At 45.7% G+C, this 15,247-nt stretch carries 15 protein-coding genes; 6 read left to right on the top strand and 9 right to left on the bottom strand.

What is annotated here, in order from left to right:
- Positions 1-143: 143 nt before the first annotated feature.
- Positions 144-518, bottom strand: a complete 375-nt coding sequence (gene ebsA / locus QUB10_RS09660; RefSeq protein WP_333140917.1) for a type IV pilus biogenesis protein EbsA — start codon at positions 516-518, stop codon at positions 144-146.
- Between the two features lie 246 nt (positions 519-764).
- Here ebsA and QUB10_RS09655 point away from each other — a divergent pair, with 246 nt between their 5' ends.
- The 4 genes from QUB10_RS09655 to QUB10_RS09640 all read left to right on the top strand — a co-directional run bounded on the left by QUB10_RS09655 (position 765) and on the right by QUB10_RS09640 (position 6,379).
- Entirely contained in the window at positions 765-2,282 is a 1,518-nt protein-coding gene (locus QUB10_RS09655; protein ID WP_333201580.1) for a glycosyltransferase family 2 protein, read from the top strand.
- 337 nt (positions 2,283-2,619) lie between these two features.
- Positions 2,620-3,849, top strand: a complete 1,230-nt coding sequence (locus tag QUB10_RS09650) for a succinate--CoA ligase subunit beta (protein ID WP_333201579.1) — start codon at positions 2,620-2,622, stop codon at positions 3,847-3,849.
- A 289-nt stretch (positions 3,850-4,138) separates the two neighbouring features.
- The gene (iscB, locus tag QUB10_RS09645; protein WP_333201577.1) at positions 4,139-5,410 is read left to right on the top strand and encodes an RNA-guided endonuclease IscB; all 1,272 of its coding nucleotides are present in this window, start codon (positions 4,139-4,141) and stop codon (positions 5,408-5,410) included.
- A 72-nt stretch (positions 5,411-5,482) separates the two neighbouring features.
- The gene (locus QUB10_RS09640) at positions 5,483-6,379 is read left to right on the top strand and encodes a CoA-binding protein (RefSeq protein ID WP_333201575.1); all 897 of its coding nucleotides are present in this window, start codon (positions 5,483-5,485) and stop codon (positions 6,377-6,379) included.
- A gap of 282 nt (positions 6,380-6,661) precedes the next feature.
- Here the strand turns inward: QUB10_RS09640 and QUB10_RS09635 are convergent, their stop codons facing one another.
- Positions 6,662-7,363 (bottom strand): alpha/beta hydrolase, encoded by a 702-nt coding sequence (locus QUB10_RS09635; protein ID WP_333201573.1) that lies wholly within the window; start codon positions 7,361-7,363, stop codon positions 6,662-6,664.
- 348 nt (positions 7,364-7,711) lie between these two features.
- A complete protein-coding gene (locus QUB10_RS09630; RefSeq protein ID WP_333201571.1) occupies positions 7,712-7,834 on the bottom strand; it encodes a hypothetical protein in 123 nt (40 codons plus the stop codon).
- Between the two features lie 183 nt (positions 7,835-8,017).
- Here QUB10_RS09630 and hpsL point away from each other — a divergent pair, with 183 nt between their 5' ends.
- Positions 8,018-9,682, top strand: a complete 1,665-nt coding sequence (hpsL, locus tag QUB10_RS09625) for a hormogonium polysaccharide biosynthesis protein HpsL (protein ID WP_333201569.1) — start codon at positions 8,018-8,020, stop codon at positions 9,680-9,682.
- Positions 9,683-9,823: 141 nt separating this feature from the next.
- On the opposite strand, the gene QUB10_RS09620 is transcribed toward hpsL, so the two are convergent.
- The 4 genes from QUB10_RS09620 to QUB10_RS09605 form a co-directional block, all read right to left on the bottom strand.
- Positions 9,824-11,086 carry a hypothetical protein gene (locus QUB10_RS09620; protein WP_333201567.1) on the bottom strand — a complete coding sequence of 421 codons (1,263 nt, stop codon included), beginning with the start codon at positions 11,084-11,086 and terminating at the stop codon, positions 9,824-9,826.
- 141 nt (positions 11,087-11,227) lie between these two features.
- A complete protein-coding gene (locus tag QUB10_RS09615; protein ID WP_333201565.1) occupies positions 11,228-11,674 on the bottom strand; it encodes a hypothetical protein in 447 nt (148 codons plus the stop codon).
- Entirely contained in the window at positions 11,671-12,543 is an 873-nt protein-coding gene (locus QUB10_RS09610; protein ID WP_333029965.1) for a ParA family protein, read from the bottom strand. Before QUB10_RS09610 ends, QUB10_RS09615 begins: the two co-directional genes overlap by 4 nt.
- Positions 12,544-12,680: 137 nt before the next feature.
- Complete coding sequence (locus tag QUB10_RS09605) at positions 12,681-13,226, bottom strand: hypothetical protein (RefSeq protein ID WP_333201563.1); 546 nt, start codon at positions 13,224-13,226, stop codon at positions 12,681-12,683.
- A 170-nt stretch (positions 13,227-13,396) separates the two neighbouring features.
- Between QUB10_RS09605 and QUB10_RS09600 the strand changes: the two genes are divergently transcribed.
- Positions 13,397-14,620: a tetratricopeptide repeat protein gene (locus QUB10_RS09600; protein ID WP_333201561.1), complete on the top strand. Its 1,224-nt coding sequence runs from the start codon at positions 13,397-13,399 to the stop codon at positions 14,618-14,620.
- Between the two features lie 56 nt (positions 14,621-14,676).
- Here the strand turns inward: QUB10_RS09600 and QUB10_RS09595 are convergent, their stop codons facing one another.
- Together QUB10_RS09595 and QUB10_RS09590 are read right to left on the bottom strand one after the other, a co-directional pair.
- Positions 14,677-14,943, bottom strand: a complete 267-nt coding sequence (locus tag QUB10_RS09595) for a Txe/YoeB family addiction module toxin (protein WP_333093428.1) — start codon at positions 14,941-14,943, stop codon at positions 14,677-14,679.
- On the bottom strand, positions 14,943-15,164 hold the full coding sequence (locus tag QUB10_RS09590; protein WP_333094472.1) for a hypothetical protein: 222 nt from the start codon (positions 15,162-15,164) through the stop codon (positions 14,943-14,945). Before QUB10_RS09590 ends, QUB10_RS09595 begins: the two co-directional genes overlap by 1 nt.
- Positions 15,165-15,247: the final 83 nt, after the last annotated feature.

The following is a 15,247-nucleotide window of genomic DNA, read 5'->3' as shown; positions in this document are numbered from 1 at the left end:
GGGGGCCCCGGATTAAATTGCTTGATTGTCAATTGCGGACTTTCGGGAGTGCGACTGCGGTGAAAGTTATTCATCCATTCGCATTTGAGTGAAGTGGTAGTCGGTGTTTCGTTTTCCAGCTAAGAGTGCGACTGCGGTGAAAGTTATTCATCCATTCGCATCAGCTTGCGGTAAAACGTTTTAGAAAAATCGACGGTACGAGTTCGCTGAAAAGTCAGGAGAACCTCAATTAAGCAACTAACAAACTCAGAGCTTTGCATAGTCACTTCGTAGCTGAGTTCAGCATTGCCGTCAAACAACACCCGACAGCGGGTTAAGTCGATCGGCAGCGACGAGATATTCCAACTAGCGACAAACGGCACGCTGTCCCCACCGTCAATTTTTCTTGCCCCCTCCAAGCTTTTGAGCTTGTAGAGGGCAATAGCGTGCGGTAAAAACTTGCGCCTGGGCTCTTGACAGAAAGGCGCGTAGACTTTCACTTCTTTGTCATCGGCTGGCTTGAGTTGAGGAATAGACATATTTCCACCTCAGACAATTATTACTAACAGATAGTTTAGATCCCCTGAAAAAACTAGCAGATATTCCAGGTCGATCGCAAGCAAAAGTCAACCCAAATACTCTATGCAGTACCCGTTTACCAGGGCCGTACAAACACCTAACCCGCTGGTTGTCCTCCCGTCCGCTTTCGACAAAAGCCCAGAAACTGATACAGTAGATGCTTATATCTAAAATCAAAAACTATTGGTGGTTGAATCAAGTAACCTATGCAGGAGAGTTCTTGGCCAGAAAACGACGCTCGCAGCGAGCTTAACTTAGACATCTCTGATTTAGCTCAAGAAGAGCTCAAGAGTTTGACCTCGCACTCGAAGCTCAGCAAAGTATTTGCTATACCAGACATTGGCGACAAGGTGTTTGACGCGGAAACAAAAGCAGATCTCCCAGTTGCGGTGCCTGTGCCGGGAACTCCCTCTTTTCCTCAAAATCTGTACCGGGGACGGCGCGGAAAAGCCGCCGCAGTGCTGACTGCGATTTGGGCCGGCACGATCGCCCTGCACTTGATTTCTTGGGGCGCGTGGGTAGTGTGGGGGTTGACGGGACTGCTGTGGATGCAAGCATTTCGAGTTTTGTTTGCGGAACCCAAGCCCGCACTGCCACCTCTTGCCGATGAAAGTCGAGAGGATTGGCCTTACGTGTCGCTGCTGGTGGCAGCGAAAAATGAGGAAGCCGTGATTGCCAGATTCGTAGAATCCATCTGCAATGTAGATTATCCGATCGACCGCTACGAAGTTTGGGCGATCGACGATCACAGCAGCGACGCCACGCCGCTAGTATTGGAACAGCTAACCAAAAAGTACCCCCAGCTCAAAGTATTTCGCAGAGGAGCAAATGCCAGCGGCGGCAAGTCGGGAGCACTGAATCAAGTGTTGCCGCTGACTCGCGGGGAATTTGTCGGAATATTTGACGCCGACGCGACGGTAACGCCGGATTTGCTGCGCCGGGTGCTGCCAGTGTTCGATGGAGAAAAGGTAGGGGCTGTGCAAGTCAGAAAAGCCATCGCCAATGCTGCGGTAAATTTTTGGACTCGTGGCCAAGAAGCAGAAATGGCTCTCGACAGTTTTTTCCAGCAGCAGCGGATTGCGATCGGCGGCATTGGAGAATTGCGCGGTAACGGCCAATTCATGCGCCGCACCGCCTTGGAAAGCTGCGGCGGCTGGAACGAGGAGACGATTACCGACGACCTGGATTTGACGGTGAGGCTGCACCTAGACCGATGGGACATTGAATTTCTCGCTTTCCCAGCCGTGTCAGAAGAAGGAGTCACTAACGCTCGCGCTCTTTGGCATCAGCGCAATCGCTGGGCAGAAGGTGGCTATCAGCGTTATCTTGACTACTGGCGGCTAATTTGGCGGAACCGCATGGGAACTGGGAAAACTTGGGATTTATTTGGATTTTGGGTATCTCAATATTTCTTACCCACAGTAGCCCTACCCGACTTTGTGATGTCAATTGCGCTGCGCCGGATGCCGATCGCCAGTCCCATAACTTTTATGACCCTTACCTTGTCGGTGGTGGGAATGTTTGTCGGTTTGCGCCGCACTCGCAAAGAGACCAAATTTGACGTAAGGCGAGTTTTTGTCACCTTGCTGCAAACGCTGCGGGGTACTGTGTATATGTTCCACTGGCTGCTGGTAGGGACTGTGACGGCTCGGATTGCGGTACGGCCGAAGCGACTCAAATGGGTCAAAACTGTCCATCAAGGTGCTGCTAATAGCATCAAGTAAACAATTCGCAGAAATATCTAGGCAAAGTATCGCCGAACGTCCGAAGATTTTCCGAGGCAAAAAAACACCAACGCTCGCCAAATACCTCCCCGCCATCTCCTAAGAGTAAAATTTGGCAATTCCGAGAAAAAAACACTTTGAAACAGCTTAGGTAATAGGTAATCGGCGAGCGGTAATAGCGAATAAGTAATCGGCAATACAAAAGTCTAAAATTAAAAGATAAAAGCGAGAATTTTTAACTTTTAACTTGACAAAAAACCAATTACTATCTATTAATTATGAATTGCCAATTAGGACGAATTGCTTGTTGCCAACTACCCGTCACCCGTAATTGATAATGGATTTGTTAGAGTACCAAGCTAAATCTTTATTTCGCCAGATGGCAATTCCGATTTTGCCGTCGCAGCGGATTGACAATCCCGCCGACCTCAAAGGACTGAAAATTCCTTACCCCGTTGTACTCAAGTCGCAAGTGCGGGCTGGGGGACGGGGCAGGGCGGGCGGTATCAAGTTTGTGGAAAATACGATCGATGCAGTAGCAGCCGCTCAAACAATTTTTAATTTGCCGATCGAGGAGGAATATCCCCAAGTCCTGCTGGCAGAAGCAAAGTACAACGCCGACCAAGAATTGTACTTAGCGGTACTCCTAGACCCCGTAGCGCGACGCCCGGTGCTTCTGGGTTCGAGCCAAGGAGGTATGGATGTCGAAGGGTCGATCGAGCAAATGCAGCAAGTTGCCGTAGATCAAGAATTTTCCCCATTCTACGCGAGGCGTCTCGCGCTGAAAATGGGATTGCAGGGAGACTTGATTCAATCGGTGAGCACCATTGTCGAAAAAATGTACCGGCTGTTTGTCGAAAAAGATTTAGATCTAGTAGAAATCAATCCTCTCGGTATCAGTCCGACGGGAGAGGTAATGGCTTTAGACGGTAAAGTCACCGCCAACGACGATGCCTTGGGGCGGCATCCAGATTTGGCCGCACTTTCGGGGAAGAGGCAAAGCAGCGGGTTGGCACGGGAAAGGAGAAGTCCCCATGCTGGGGGCGATCGCTCCCATTCCCAGTCCAAGGTTCAGCAGTCGCCGGAGTTTGACCCCAAATCTAAATCTTCAATCTCGAATTCCGAATCCCTGCAATTAATCGAACTAGACGGGAATATCGCGATTTTGTGCAACGGAGTGGGCCTGACAATGGCAACTTTAGATGCTGTAACCCACCAAGGAGGAAAACCAGCTAATTTTGTGAATATTGGTTCCCTAGACCGCTACTATGCAGCAAATGCCCTGCGCGATCGCGTGGAGTTGGGTCTGGAGTTAGTCGCTCAGGATAAAAGCGTTAAGGTGATACTTGTAAATATTTTGGGCAGCGCCTCCAAGACCGAGGAAATAATCGCTGCAGTGGCCGGCTATTTGGAACGGAAAGCTCGCGCTAACCGCCACATCCAAGTTGTGCTGCGGCTGGTAGAGATCGATGCTGATGCTGTAAAAAAGCGTTTGGGACAGTTGCCGGTGCAGCTAGCTAGCACTTTGGATGAGGCCGCGGCCGCTTCTGTATCCTCCGCCAAGTAGGTAGGGGCTGTCGATCGGCAAAAAATTAGATTTCTGTACAGGTCAATCACCCGGCGCTGCTCGGAGTACCGAGACAGCGCGGGCACAGAAATTGCCTAGTTGACCAGTCTAAGTGGTTCGCCCACTACGTTTAAGGTAAGTGTTGAAGTACCTACCGGAGGATGCGTGCTAGTCTTCCGCTCTAGAACTTAAAAGTTAAACAGGTGTAAGGGTTAAGCCAGTGCTTTTAAGATAGTTACCGACCTTAAACATTGACGAAGCAAACATTACCCCGTAAGGGAGGACTTAAATGTCTAATTTGGTTTTTGTACTTGATACCAAAAAACTACCGCTCAATCCAATCCGCCCAGGATTGGCACGTAAATTGCTAACTATTGGCAAAGCTGCTGTCTTCAAAAGGTATCCATTTACGCTAATTTTGAAAGTAGAGGTAACAGTACCGCAAAAACCAATTACTCTCAAAATAGATCCTGGCTCTCGAACTACTGGAATTGCGTTAATACAAGGAGAAAACGTAATCTTTGGTGCAGAGCTAACACACCGAGGACAAGCTATTAAAGCCAGCCTTGAATCTCGCCGTTCATTGCGTAGAGTCAGGAGAAATCGCCATACCCGCTATCGTCGGGCTAGATTCTCAAACAGGACTCGCCCTAAAGGTTGGTTAGCACCAAGTTTGCAACATCGTGTCGAAACAACCCTTACATGGGCAACTAGATTGATGAAACTCGCCCCCATTGCTTCTATTGCTCAAGAGCTTGTGCGATTTGACTTACAGCAATTAGAAAACCCAGAGATTTCTGGAATCGAGTACCAACAAGGCGTTTTGCATGGCTATGAGATCCGCGAGTATTTGTTGAACAAATGGGAGAGAAAATGCGCTTACTGTGGTGAAATAAATACACCATTACAAGTCGAGCACATTCATCCCAAAGCCAAAGGCGGATCTAATCGCATTTCTAATCTTTGCCTTGCTTGCGATGCTTGCAATAAAAAGAAAGGTACTCAAGATGTTGAGCAATTCTTGTCTAAAAAGCCAGAGATTTTGAAGCGGATTCTATCTCAAGCAAAGCGTCCGTTAAAAGACGCAGCAGCCGTTAACTCAACTCGTTGGACATTATTTAATCGACTCCGTACAACTGGCTTGCCTGTTTCTACAGGTAGTGGTGGCTTAACGAAGTTCAACCGCATTCAATTAAATTTACCTAAAACTCATTGGCTAGATGCAGCTTGTATCGGAAAGGTTGAGTCATTGAAGATTTTAACAAGCAAGCCACTATCGATCAAAGCAACTGGTCACGGGACACGTCAAATGTGCCGCACTGGTAAATTCGGCTTTCCATCTCGCTATGTTCCCCGGTTTAAGTTTGTTAAAGGTTTTCAAACGGGAGATATTGTCAAAGCGATTGTAACCTCTGGCAAAAAAATTGGTACATACGTTGGACGTGTTGCCGTAAGAACCAGTGGCTCATTCAATATTTCCGCCTCAGAATTAGTATCAGGAATTAGCCACAAATATTGTTCAATTATTCACAGAAAAGATGGTTATTCGTATGCAGCATAAACCTTGCCCCCCTTTTCCTCTCGCCCCTGACCTGGGTACAGGTACAGCGGGAGTCTCCAAGGGGGAAGAAAGATGAATTTAACTCCTGAAAGCAAAGTCCTAGTACAGGGCATTACAGAATCTCCCGCGTCCACCCGCGCCGCCCTGATGATGAAAGCATACGGCACGAATGTAGTCGCCGGTGTCAGTCCCGGTCGGGGGGGGCTGGAAGTGGAGGGAATTCCGATTTTTGATTTGGTAGAACAAGCAGTGGCTGCAGTGGGTCACGTTGACACTGCGGTAATTTTGGTAGACGCTTACTCAGTGCTGGATGCGGCTTTAGAAGCGATCGCCGGAGGAATTCGGCAAATCGCGATCGTCACAGGGGGAGTGCCTCCTCTGGATATGGTGCACTTAGTCAGAAAAGCAGAAGCCACCGAAACTTTGGTAATCGGGCCCAACAGTCCGGGGATTATTGTGCCCGACAAACTGCTGCTGGGAACTCACCCCAAGGAATTTTACACTCCCGGCCCGGTGGGAGTGATCAGCCGCAGCAGCACTTTGACTTACGAAGTTGCCCTAGAACTGACGGAGGCGGGGTTGGGACAGTCGATGGCGGTTTGTATTGGCTGCGACGCGATTGTCGGTTCTTCTTTTATGCAGTGGCTGCAAATTTTGGACGAAGACGACAGTACGGAAGCGATGGTTTTGGTAGGGGAAGTTGGCGGGTGGAGTGAACAAGCTGCTGCTTCTTACATCGCCTCGGCGATCGACAAACCCGTGGTTGCTTATCTAGCCGGCCGCTACGCTCCCAAGGGGCCGTCTTTGGGCCACGCCGGCATCCTGATCAGTTCTCGGGCTGCTGCCCAGAAAGCCTTTGGAGTTTCGGCCCCAAACAAAATGGCTGCCTTTGAAGACGCCGACATACCTGTGGCGGCTCGACCTTCAGAGATTCCTAAGTTGCTCAAAAAATTGCTCAAGAAAAATTGATTGCTTTGGGAGTTTTCACAAAAGTCCTAACCCTCTTGGGGGTTGGGATAGGGGTAGGGCTGGGGCGGGTTTGGTCTCATATCATTTCCGGTAACACTCATACATGATGTTGACGGTTGACGGTTGACTGTTGACGCCGTGAACCGTCAACAGTGAACAGTGAACAGTGAACAGTGAACTCGGATTTACTATTCCGATGAAGAGTGGATTTGATATCAAAAGTGTCTGCAGAATGCCACAACAGCCCCTTCAACCCGCCTTTAGCACAAATTTATGATTTTTTTACCAAAGCCCTCTGACCGGCCTCACAGGCTGCGGTGCTGGTGCTGGCAAGGGCGCAGCGCGGCGCGGCGCTGGAGGCGGAGTTGTGGGCTGCACGCTGGGGCGAGGTTCGATCGGGCTTTCGGGGCGAGTTGTTTCACTTGTGCGAGCTGTCGATCGCGTCACATCTTGAAGCAGGCTTCGCAGAGTTCCGGCTATACTCTGAACTTTCCCAACAGCGGTGCGAAGGCTGGCAACATCTACGTAAACCTCGTTGAGAGGATACTTTTTCAGGATTTCTAGCAGTGATACCTTACCGTCATCCCCGGATGCCAGGATCACCGCTGCCCGCAAAGCTTTCCCGCTTTCTGTGCGGCGCTGAGTCCGAATTGCTTGACCGATGTCGTCAGTGATTTTTTCTCCTGGGGTGCTGTAAACGACCCTGGCCAGATTAGCAGGCTTCAAACCAATTTCTAAACCCATGAACCCCCGCAGCATTTGCGCGTCCATTTTGGAGAACCGGATAATTTGTTGGAGGGTTGGCGTCGTCGTGCCGTTTTTAGCAAATTCTTCTAAGTCGCTGATATTGATGGCTTGTCTGATCGGGCCAAATGTGAGGACTACTTTTTCTGCCCCTAATGCTCTACTGCTGCTAGATAATATGCTCCCGCTTGATCCTAAAAGTAGGGCAATGCCGATCGATACAAATTTTGTTAATTTCATATTCACCGCTACATTAAAATTATTTTTTCGAGATTTGTACATTTTTGTACATTATAGATGCAGCAGTTATATTCTACAATGTCGCCCGTGTAATTTGTGCCCGCGTCACACCCACAATCTCGACAGAGACTTTTTTTCGATCTTGACTTGAAAAATAAGTTACCACATCTGCCGAAATCTGTTCGCTTCTATTCCTTCTGCCTTCTACCTTCTAAATCTCCAGCCTTCTACATCAGAGTGTCTTCCGCCTTCTACATAAGTGCCTTATAAAAATTCTAGGTACTGCCCTGACGGGAGGACTTTCTTAATAGCACAAACATAAGGACTCGATTGCTTCTTCTTTCTCACTTAGGCAACTAAATCCCTCTTCCTTCTTCCCTCCTTCTTCCTTCTTCCGACGGACATCGGACTGACATCCGTTACATCCGTTACATCCGTTATAGAATCCGTTGCCGAACTTCCTTCTTCCATCCGTTACATCCGTTACATCCGTTATAGAATCCGTTGCCGAACTTCCCTCTTCCATCCGTTACATCCGTTACATCCGTTACATCCGTTACAAAATCCGTTGCCGAACTTCCCTCTTCCATCCGTTACATCCGTTACATCCGTTACATCCCGTACATTGCTCGTTGCCGAACTTCCTTCTTGTATATGTTGAAAACCAAGCGCAAATCCAAGAAATCCAAACACAAGCACAGCGAAAAAACAACAGCGCTAAGCAAAAAAGAAGTAGCTGCACAAAAACGCAAAATTTCTGAAAAGCGCAATGAATTGGTGCAGGCGATCGCCCTAAGCTGCTTAGTCAGCGTTGCTCTCAGCATCCCCCTGTTGTTCGTAGCCCGCCCTAAGATTGCTATTGCAGGAGGCGCAGCCGCAGCCATCTTGCTGCTTTCCTACAAATACCCCCGTCAAGCTTTGTGGACTTTTCTAATTTACTTGCCTTTCAGTGGTACAATTACCTACGCAATTGGTGGCGGAAATGCTGCATTTCAAGTAGCCAAAGATGCTTTCTACATACCAGCCCTCATCGCCCTAATTCAAAGCTGCAAAAAGAAACAGTTGCCCCTGTTCATTCCTAAACAAATGCTTTCTACCTTCAGCATCCTGTTGATGATGGCAATGCTGACTTTAATTTTTGTCAACGGGGAGATGCAGCTCAACCCTATGAAAGGCGACAAACCAATTCTGCAAGGAATTCTCGGTTTAAAAGTATTGATAGGTTACATACCGCTGATTGCTTGTACCTATTATCTGCTCCGCACTAAGAAGGATTTGGTGTTTTTTAGTCGAATGCACATCGTTTTGGCGATCGTTTGCTGCCTTCTCGGTTTGATTCAGTACCTGTTGCTGCAAAGTGGAAAGTGTGCAGGAACCAGAGGCATGACCGGAGCAGAATTATATAAAGCAACGCTGGAAGCTAGATGTTTTGTCGGCGGTTCTTTAGTGTTCAGTCCAGAAGTCAAGTTTGTCCGCTTGCCGGGAACTTTTGTCGCGCCTTGGCAGTGGGCGTGGTTTTTAATTTCTAATGCTTTTTTAACCTTTGCCTCTGCCTTTTGCGACCCTTCCTTCTGGTGGCGAGTTATCGGTTTATTTGGCATGGCATTAGTATTTGCCAATGCAGTTATTTCCGGTCAAAGAGCTGCTTTAGTTATGGTTCCCGTTGCTACAGCAATCCTGCTAGTTCTCACCGGTCAATTAGTTAATTTAAAACGATTTATTCCCATCGGTGCAGGACTGGCGATTCTGCTGTTTGTCGGTGCAGCTATTAACCCGGGAATTGTCGAGCAGCGGTGGGAGAGTTTTGTTAATCGCTGGAATGCTGCACCGCCCCAGCAGTTTCTCTTTAATCAGTTCGAGCAGAGCAACAATTTTATCATTGACAAACCTCTCGGTAGAGGTGTGGGACGAGCAACTAATTCAACGCGAATATTTGGTGCAACGCAGCTAATTGAAACTTTCCAACCTAAGTTGATCTACGAACTCGGTTATCCGGGAATGATTAGTTTTCAGATCATGCTTTTACACTTAGCTTTTCTAACTTTTAGAGCTTACCGATCAGTCAAGGACAAAAGTTTGCGGAGTTACGGAGCTAGTTTTTGGGTGTTTGTTGGATTTATTACGATCAATACTCAATACTATCCGCTAGATGTAGATCCAGTGTCCGTGTATTATTGGGTTTTAGCTGGGGCGATTTTAAAGTTGCCCAAAATTGATAAACAGGTGCAGGATGAAAAGCACCAGGAAGTTGAGTCAAAGGAATTGCAAGTTCACCAGCCATTAAAGGAGAAAAAAATTATTGCGTCTTCCCCAATTTGAGAATAGTTTTGAGTCTTGAGTTTGGTGGATTCTTTCTTGTTCAGTAACCCGCTTTCTCTCCAAGGCGGTGCAAAGATAGCCCGCCCTTCTGGGTTTATCTGTGCTAAAACCCACCCCGACAGCATATTTTGGCTCTTAACTTTACTGCGGTTGCCAAACCGGATGGCTAGCATTCAAATCCTGGTCTTTTGTCAATTTAGTTAATGCCGAACCGTCCCGATTAATTACATACAAGTTGCTTTTGTCTCCTGGGATTTCATTAAATATAAAAGCAATTTGCTTGCTGTCAGAAGACCAAGCTAATTCTGAAATTCCCGACGGTTTTAGCCTGGTAGCTAGTTGATTTAGCTGGTTCGCGTCAGCATTGATTGTGTAGAGTTTTTGATTGTTGAACTCTCCGGCGACGAAAGCAATAACTTTGCCATCCGGCGACCACGAAATTTGGTTGTAGTTTCTGGGTTTTTGGGTGAGATTCTTGGCTGTCCCCCGGTTAATGTCGAGCAGGTAGATATCTTGCTGTTCGCCTGATGAATCGCCCGATTTATTGTAATAGTAAGCAATGCTGCTGCTGTCGGGCGCCCAAAATATTTTGACGTTGTAAACCTCATTGTGCGGGTTGTTCGTCAAATTTTTGAGGTTGGTTCCATCGGCATTAATTGTGTAAATTTGCTGTTTCGGATAAGCACCGAACAGGAAAGCAATTTTTGTGCGATCGGGCGACCAAACAAGTTGACTGCCGCCGGATATATATTCGCCGGGACTTTTAGTTAGTTTGGTCATTGCCGAACCGTCGGCATTCATTTTGTAGATATTTTTATCCTTGACAAATGCTACCTGCTGACCGTCCGGCGCAAGGTAAAATTCCGATGAAATTTCTGTTTTAGGCGGCTCTCCTCCTACTTTCAATTCCCGAACTAATTTAGTTCCTTGGATACCAGAAGTGTCGCTTATATAAAGTGATTGACTGCCGGGAGTATCAGAGGTAAAACCGTCGCAAGAACGGGCAAAAATAAATTTCTGGCTGTTGGAAAACCAACCTATTGCAAAATTAGCTGCTTTGCAACCAGCCTCAGCAAACTGTTTAGTTAGTCGAGAACCGTCAGCATTGACTGTATAGATGTCGCTGTATCCGCCAACGAAAGCCAGTCGCTGGCCGTTGGGCGACCACACTAGGGGAGGGCTAACATCTATATTGGGTGTAAGTTCGCGGCGAGCGGAACTGGTAGCATTGAGGGCAAATAAATTGGATATGGTCTCGCTGCCGCGCATTTGGAGGGCGGTAAACGCTAGTATCCTTGGTTTTTGGGCTGCGGTTGGGGGAGGGCTGTGAAGGCTCAAAAACAATGTGATTGAGAGTGTTAGGGAAATAAGAGCGATCGAACTAAGTCGCAATACTTTATTCAAAAGCATTTTGTCAATATCATCTCCTTACTTTTAAATTTTCACAGTCTTCAGTCCTCATATCTCCGACTTCTTAAAGTCCTGCGGGGATATGGCAAATTCTAAGTCGAAGCTATTACCAATGCCCCATTCCTAATGCCCCATTCAAAGTGTTTGTCTGTCTATATGTCTCGACAGCCTCAAACTCTGTTTAATTCTGCCAATAATTAGCTCGAACATTTTTTTGCGGGACGGATTCTTGCTGCTGGGCGGCATCCCTAACTCGCAACACATCAAGTTCAAGTCAGTTGCACTCATTGCCAACAACTTTTGCCTCACCTCTTCTTCATTACCCTTCTTAGCTTGTAAACGAAGTTCTTCATAAACTTCTAGAACATTGGCCGCCGATAAATTAGCAGGTTTATTAACATCAGCACCCCTGGGAATATCCGAAGTTTTTGAGCCAGCAGAAACCACTCCCCGTTTGACTTGAGTCTCAAGCCGGGTTAATTTTCGAGCAACGTCCCGCAAGATTTCCTTAAGTTCGCCAATTTCCTCAACCAACCCCCCGCTTTCTTGTTGGGAAGCCGCCAAAATTTCTTTTTTACTCATTTCAGATACTCCTCACACTCGCGCCAGAGTTTTTCAAATTCTCTAACTAATTCTCGCGGCAGTTCTCCCTCATTAATCGCCCGTTTTAGCCCGACGCTTTCCCGAATCGTCGATTCTAAAAATCTAACTTCTATGTTATTATCTTTTGATATCTCATCGCAAAGTCTCTTTACTTCTCTCATGTAAAACTGAACTTCATTTGTCAGCAATCCTCCATAGGTTTTAGCTTTATTCATAAAGACTGCTATCTTGGGAAACGGATAAGGCTCAATCCGTTTCTGGAGCGAGTTTAAAACTAGACTCAATCCCCTAGAACCAAAATAATCGGGATTGACGGGAATTAATATTAAGTCGCAGCAAGAGAGTACGCTGTAGGTGAGGAGACTGAAGGAAGGCGAACAGTCAAAAAGCATCAAGTCGTATTTGGGGAGATTAGCAGAGTTGGCGATTTTGCCGATGAATCGGCGGATGAAGTCTTTAACACTTTTTCCCTCAAATCCATCGATATCCAACCAATACAATTCTTCAACTGAAGGAACAAAATGTAACTGTTCGTCAATCTGATAAATGGTGTCGAAACCAACGGGAAATTTAAAATTCTGTCCGGCTTTTTTAAAGACTTCTAGAGCGTCATAAATTGTAAGTCTGTGCTTGAGAGATTTTTCGTACCACTTACCAAATTTGTCATCTAAATGACCTGTATTTTCGTTAAGTCCGATCGCCTCTGTGAGCGACATTTGCGGATCTAAGTCTAACATCAAGACTTCTAAGTCGGTTCCTTGGGATATAATATTTCCCAGACTCCAAGTGACGGTGGTCTTTCCGACACCGCCTTTGAAGTTGATTACGGCTATTGATTTAGGACTCATGGCTGGCTTTGTTTGGATTTTGCTCAATTTTTTATTAAAACATAACGATCGCCCAATTAGCGTTTGCTAAGTATTATTACTCGAATAATGGCGATCGCCTTGAGTAGGCGATCGCCAGATTAACAGCGAGTCTCTTTTTAGAAAAGAACGTCAGGAAACTTGAAAACGTGACTAGCAATATTCCGCACCTTTACTAATGGAACAGGTAATCCAGTTACACTGTAGCCTCGATTTGGTACTACTTTCTGCGAGAGTTCTGGCTGTTGCTGCGAAACTAACAACCTGAATTTACCCGGTTCGACGACCAATATCTCCTGTTGAGGAATGAAAAATATCCAGAGATCGGCTTGCGAAGTCCATCCCCAACAGGGACGGTTGCGATCGTCAAAAGCTTCAAAAAACAAGTTTCCAGTTTGCTTGGCTTTTAAATCGGTCTTATACTCAGCAGTTGCAGTTGAACCGTTTGGGCGAATTAGTACGCGGTCAATACCTGCTTTCTGATACTGTGGCAAATCTGAGACATCCTCAATGCGATAGCCATGAATCTGCAACCACTGGTCTACGATCGCCTCTCCTGTCTTTCCTACTTTCTTTTGAGTTTGGAAGTCGTATTCCTGTTTTTGGGAAAGCGGGGGTAGTTGCTGGGATAATTTGGCTTCGCTGTGCTGATTGTTGTTGTACATGATTAATTCCGTCAGCTAAGTTTTGAGTAGTGAATCACTACATCTTTAGCTTCGCAGAACTTTCTCTGGCAGCTACCAAACAAGTGTTAGGAACTTTCTCTGGCAGCTACCAAACAAGTGTTAGGAAGTTTGTTAGGATAGTTTGTTAGGAACTGAATAAAACCCTAGAAATGGCACCTAATTCACCAGAAGAACAATTCATCCTAGCTGCTAATGACTGGGATTTAGAAAAGTTGTACAAAGATTTGGCTGATGCCAAGCGACAAGTAGCATCGCATAAGCAAAAGGAACTTACAGAAGTCGAGAAGCTGCATTTACGAGGATTGCTTTGTGATTGTAGTCCTAGTGACATCGCTAAAAAGCTTCACAAACAACAGGGAGGATTGAGAGCCGAGCTAAGTTCAACTGTGTATCTGTATGTCAAACACCTTACTCAGGGAAAAGTAGACATCAAGCTAAAAAACTGGAGATGTATCCTTGCTTGGCTTGAGCAAGCAGGATACAAAACCAGGTCATCTAATTCAGTTGAAAATAAGCCTGAGATTACACCTTCTGTTTCGGAGAGTGATATTGATGATCTGTTGGAGAGGGTGCGCTCGAACTCTCCTCTCTGTGCTGAGGATTTCAATAAACTGGGAATAAAAAAGGCTGAGGAAGAAGATTTTGAGGTAGCACTTGAAAATTTCGATCGAGCAATTAAGCTCAATCCTGATTATGCAGATGCCTACAATAACCGGGCTAGTGTTCGCCATGAACTAGGAGACGATGCCGGAGCAATTGAGGATTACACAAAGGCGATATTGCTCAATCCTGATCGTGCAGTTTATCACAACAACCTGGGTATTATTTCTTATAACTCAGATGATTACCGAGGAGCGCAGGCCGATCACACCCGAGCAACTCAACTAAATGCTGGCGATGCTCAAGCCTACAATAACCGAGGTTTTGCTCGTTTACGCCTGGGCGATCTGCAAGGGGCACTTAAAGATTTTACCCAAGCAATTGAACTAAATGCTCATGATGCCCTTGCTTGGAATAATCGAGGTGATGTCTACTTCTTGAAATTAGGCGATCTGCCAAAAGCGCTTGATGATTACACCCAAGCAGCTCGGCTGAATCCTAATAATCCTAAAACCTTCTACTACTTGGGAGTTATTCACTCTCGTTTGGGGAACAAAGAGAAAGCGCTTGAGGATTTCACCAAGGCAATTGAGCTTAAACGAGACTTTGCTGAAGCTTATCAAAACCGAGGCATTGTCCACTATGAACTGGGCGATTCCCAAAAAGCAAATGTCGATTTTCACAATGCTAAAAATTTATATCGTGTCCAGGGAAAAGAAGAAAATTACCAAAAGTTACTTGATATAATAGAAGGACTTCAGCAAGAAGATTGAGAGCGATCGCATTTAGTAAATTGATAAAAAGAGCAATCGCTACATTGCTTAAAGCTTCATTCACTATAATGATTCTTACAAGCTGCGATCGCAATTTCTTCATCTGTAACTTGGTAAACCAAACGATGTTCGTTATCAATGCGCCTCGACCAAAAACCACTTAACTCGTATTTCAGAGGTTCAGGTTTGCCCAATCCTTCAAAGGGCGATCGATCTATATCTTTAATCAATTCTACAATTTTGCGATAAATCTTTTTGTCTAATTTTGCCCATTCATTAAAATCTGCAAAAGCCGAAGATTCAAAAATAATTCTTCTACTCATTACAAATCCTGTAAATCGACTTCAACTAAATTTTGTCTGTCTTTAACATTTTCAATAGCTTTCAACAGTTTGTTTTTATTGATTTCCGATTTTAAAAGATATTCGGTTTCATCGCATTCTGAGACAATTATTTCAATCTCTTTATCTCCAAAAATCGCTTTAATTTGTTCTAAAAAGTTACGATCTAGTTCACTGGCTTTTAAACGATAAACTGTTGACATCGTTTTTACCTATTTTTGATTTCGATAAAAATTAATATTCCCTTTAAATACAGTAGTTTGAAGTTAACACTAAGGGCTGGCAA

The sequence above is a fragment of the Microcoleus sp. B5-D4 genome, from assembly GCF_036705145.1.
GTDB lineage: Bacteria > Cyanobacteriota > Cyanobacteriia > Cyanobacteriales > Microcoleaceae > Microcoleus.
Note: the sequence above shows the minus strand (reverse complement) of the source record. Positions and strands in the feature narration are given on the sequence as shown.